Source organism: Streptomyces sp. ID05-39B (assembly GCF_033794725.1).
GTDB classification, from domain to species: Bacteria; Actinomycetota; Actinomycetes; order Streptomycetales; family Streptomycetaceae; genus Streptomyces; species Streptomyces bobili.
Window position 1 is genome coordinate 1 of sequence record NZ_JARGEF010000417.1, and the last position, 3,917, is coordinate 3,917.

Annotated in this window: 3 protein-coding genes and 1 pseudogene; 1 reads left to right on the top strand and 3 read right to left on the bottom strand. The window is 72.9% G+C overall.

Annotation, left to right across the window (positions count from 1 at the left end):
- Window positions 1–1,132 (bottom strand): helix-turn-helix domain-containing protein (locus P1P75_RS40360; RefSeq protein WP_319264717.1); only part of this gene is annotated, 1,132 nt, incomplete at its 3' end.
- A 233-nt stretch (window positions 1,133–1,365) separates the two neighbouring features.
- Here P1P75_RS40360 and P1P75_RS40365 point away from each other — a divergent pair.
- Window positions 1,366–2,178 (top strand): NPP1 family protein, encoded by an 813-nt coding sequence (locus tag P1P75_RS40365; protein ID WP_319264719.1) that lies wholly within the window; start codon window positions 1,366–1,368, stop codon window positions 2,176–2,178.
- A 190-nt stretch (window positions 2,179–2,368) separates the two neighbouring features.
- Here P1P75_RS40365 and P1P75_RS40370 read toward each other — a convergent pair whose 3' ends face one another.
- Window positions 2,369–3,208 (bottom strand): hypothetical protein, encoded by an 840-nt coding sequence (locus P1P75_RS40370; RefSeq protein WP_319264721.1) that lies wholly within the window; start codon window positions 3,206–3,208, stop codon window positions 2,369–2,371.
- 100 nt (window positions 3,209–3,308) lie between these two features.
- Window positions 3,309–3,917, bottom strand: a pseudogene (locus tag P1P75_RS40375) (hypothetical protein); the annotation flags it as partial.

Genomic DNA, 3,917 nt, shown 5'->3' on the forward strand with positions numbered 1-3,917 from the left:
CCCCCGGCCCCGGCCCCGAGCGGCCCGGTTCGACGAGGCGCAGTAACAGGTTGCGGGCCGTTTCCGCCCGAGCAGGGGAGAAGGCGTCGTAGACCTCGTCGGCGGTGGCGGCGATGGCGCCGCGGACCCCGCCCGCCGCCTCGTACCCGGCGAGGGTGAGCAGACGGCCCTTGCGGCGGCGCCAGGTCTCCAGCAGGGCGTGCGAGAGCATCGGCAGGGCGCCCGGCTGGTCGAGGACGTCCTCCACGATCCGTGCGGTCAGCTCCCGTTCGACGAGCAGCCCGGCCGCCTGCGCCGGACGGACCACCGCCTCGCGCAGCTCGTCCGCGGTCATCGGGCCGAGCAGCATCCCGGCGCCTGACAGGGCGTCGGCGAGGGCCCGATGCTCGGCGCAGCGGGCGTAGAAGTCGGCGCGCACGATGAGCAGGACCCGCAGCCGGCTGGCGGGCTCGCGGGCGGCCAGCAGGAGGTCGATGAAACGGGCGCGTTCGGCCCGGTCCCGGCAGAGGGTGAAGACCTCCTCGAACTGGTCGACGACCACCCAGCCCACCGGCCCGGCTTCGGCGGACGGCGCCAGCAGCCGCCCGTACGTCTGCGCGGGCCGCGCGCCGGGGGTGAACACCCGCAGGACGGCCGTACCGCCGAGGCGGGCGATCTCCTCGCGGAGCCTGGGGATCATCCCCGCCCGCAGCAGCGAGGACTTGCCGCTGCCGGACGCCCCGAACAGCACCGCGAGGCGGTGGTCGGACACCAGCCCGCACAGCTCCTCGATCATCCGGTCGCGGCCGAAGAAGAGGTGCCGGTCGCCGGGCTCGAAGCGGGCCAGCCCCCGGTACGGCGCCCCGTCGTCCCCGTCCCCGGACATCGCGGCCGCCGACTCGGCCTCCTTCCAGCGGGGCTCCCAGTCACCGGGATCGCCGCCGCAGGCCCGGACGTAGCCCTGGAGGACGGCGAGCGACGGCAGCCGTTCCCCGGCCGCCGCCTGCGACAGCGTGGTGGCCGAGAACCCGGCCTCGCGGGCCATCTCCCGGTACGACGGCCCGCCGGCCGCCCGCCGCAGGGCGCGCAGTTCGTGCGCCAGCCGCTGGACGGGTCCGGCCTCCGGGTCCAGGGGTCTCTCGGGTCGCCCCATGTGTCACCTGCTTCCGCGCTGCTCCATACGCCTTCGTACGGTGCCTCGATGACACGTGAGTGAAGCATGTCCTAACAAAGAAGAGAGCGGTTTCTGCATTGATTGGCCTGCTGGAGAGGGGTGCCAATCAACTCCCGTGCTGTGAACGTCGGTTGCACCGAGCCGGAGCGACCGGCCCGCTGCCCGGCCCGACCGGCCGGGCGACCCCGCACCCGCACGTGGAGAACGACCTCATGCCCCAGGCAGTCAAGGCAGTCACCGCAGTCACGCGCAAGACGATGTCCCGCCTCGGCAAGGCCGCCCTCGTGGCCGGCACCACCACCGCACTGGCCATCGGCCTCGCGGGCAGCGCGTTCGCCGCCGCCCCCGGCCCACTGCCCTGGCAGGCCTCCGCCTACCAGGACAAGTACCAGCCCTACATCGACTACGACCACGACGGCTGCTACGCCTCCTCCGCCGTCGGCCCGGACGGACGCCTCAACGGCGGCCTCGCGACGAGCGGCGACCCCGGCGGCGACTGCCGTTACCTGGGCAGGGCCAACACCTACGTCCGCACCGCCTGCGACCCCACCTGGTGCGCGTACGTCTACTCCGTCTACATGGAGAAGGACCAGGGCCCCTTCACCGGCCACCGCCACGACTGGGAGGCCGTGGTCGTCTGGCAGAGGCGCGGCCAGGAGCAGCCGTCGTACATCTCCGCGTCCGCGCACGGAAATTACGAGACCAAGGCGTTCAACACCGTCGAACGCGACGGCAACCGCGCCAAGATCGTCTACCACCTGGACGGCGCCGGGACCCACGCCTTCCGCTTCGCCAAGTCCGGCGAGCAGGCGGAGGCCTGGGGCGACGGCGGCTGGGACAGGCCGGCCCTGGTCGCCCTGGACAGGCTCAAGAGCAGCAACCGCACGGCCTACGACGCGCTGAAGAACAGCGAGTGGGGCAGCGCCAACTTCCCGATCCAGGACAAGGGCGACCGGTTCTGGACGTCGCTGAGCCGAGCCAAGCCGTCCGGCATCACCTTCAGCCCCACCTACGACGCGCTCTGACTCGAAATAGCCGGAATCAGCCGTAGGCCCACGCTCCGACCGGGCGTGCCCGGTGCCCTGACGCACACGGCGAACGGCCCGGCCCAACCCGGCTGACAGTCCCACCGCGCACGACGGACCGCCGCCGTCGGAAGGACTCCCCCGCCCTCCGACGGCGGCCGCTCTCCCGTCCGCGCAGGCCCCGCACCCGTCACATGTCGTCGGAGCGGGGCGGCATGCCGGGGTCCTGCCGCCGCACGGGGTCGGTGTTGAGGTCGGTCCGCTCCCGCACCGGCTGGTTGGCCAGCGCGTCCGCGCGGCCCGCCTGGTAGGCGGACATGCTCCCGCGGGCGTTCGACGACTCCCGCTCGGCGGTGGTCAGCCAGCGCTCCCAGCGCTGCCGCATGGGGCCGATCATGCCGCCGCCCATTCCGACGATCAGGATGCCGGCGACGGTCGCGAGCGCCGCGTACAGCACCGGCTGGATGACGGTCATCGCGATGCCCGCCTGGCCGAGCGCGGCGAACACGCCGAGCACGAGGATGCAGGCCCACACACCGGTCGCGACGGCCCCGCCGTACGACACCGACGACAGGGCGCCGGCCACGATCGAGCGGACCGCGTTCGCGATGGCCATCGCCACGACGACCAGCACCACGGCGACGATGCCGCGCGGCAGCCAGGCCACGATGCCGTCGATCATCCTGCTGACCGGGTTGGCGCCGAACACACCCAGCGCGAGCTGGAGGGTGATCAGGATCAGGGCGTAGTAGACGATCTTGCAGACGATACCCGTCATGTCGTACTTGGAGTCACGGAGATAGCGGTCGGTGCCCGCCTTCTCCGCGAGCCGCTCGGACCCCACCTTCCGCAGGACGCGGTCCAGGATCCGCGTGATCATCTTCGACACGAACCAGCCGATGGCGAGGATGATGAGGAATCCGACGAGCTTCGGCACGAACTGCGCGATCTTCGACCAGGCGTCGTCCAGTCCCTGGGTGAAGTCGACGGCAAGGGTGGTGGCGTGGGCGGTGGCGTGGGCGGTGGCCATACGTGGCACCTTCCTCGGCTGACGAGCGTTCCCCTCCGTCCTGGATAGCAGTGACCAGGGCGTTCGGCCTCGCGGGACCGCCGGACGGGTGACGAACCGCTCAGCTCTGCGTCTGAAGGTGGCGGAGCTGCTCGCGGACGTGGTCCAGAGCGCCCTGCCGACGGCCCGGAACCCGGCCGCGCAGCTCCGCGAGCGCCGGCCCGAGAGCACGGGCCCGGTCCCGGTCCGTGATGCGCCCCCACTGGTGATGGGCCCGGTCCACGGCCGCCTCCACCGGTACCGCGTCGGCCGGCTGCCCCGCGGCCAGTCGCGCCGACGCGACCGCCATCCAGGTACGGCAGCTGCGCTCCGCGTCGCCCGCGAACATCGCCAGATCCGCCCGCACCTCGGACCAGTGCAGGACCTCCGCCGACCCGGCCCCGTGCGCGAGGAGAGCGGCATGCTCCCAACGGGCGGCGAGAGTGTCGGCGGCGGGATGATCACCGGCCTGGACGGCGGCGGTGATGAGGACGTGGGGGTCGTCCTGCGGCCCGTCCGGGTCCACCCCCTCCGGGGGGACTTGCGGACGAGGCCGTTCTGGCCGGTCGGGGGGTCTCGGGGCGAAGCCCTTGGGGACGCTCCCAGGGACGGGAACGGGAAGGGGCGGGGCGCCGGCCGGGGCGAACCCCGCCCCGGCAGCAAAGGCCCCCCAACCGCCCCCCCACAGCAC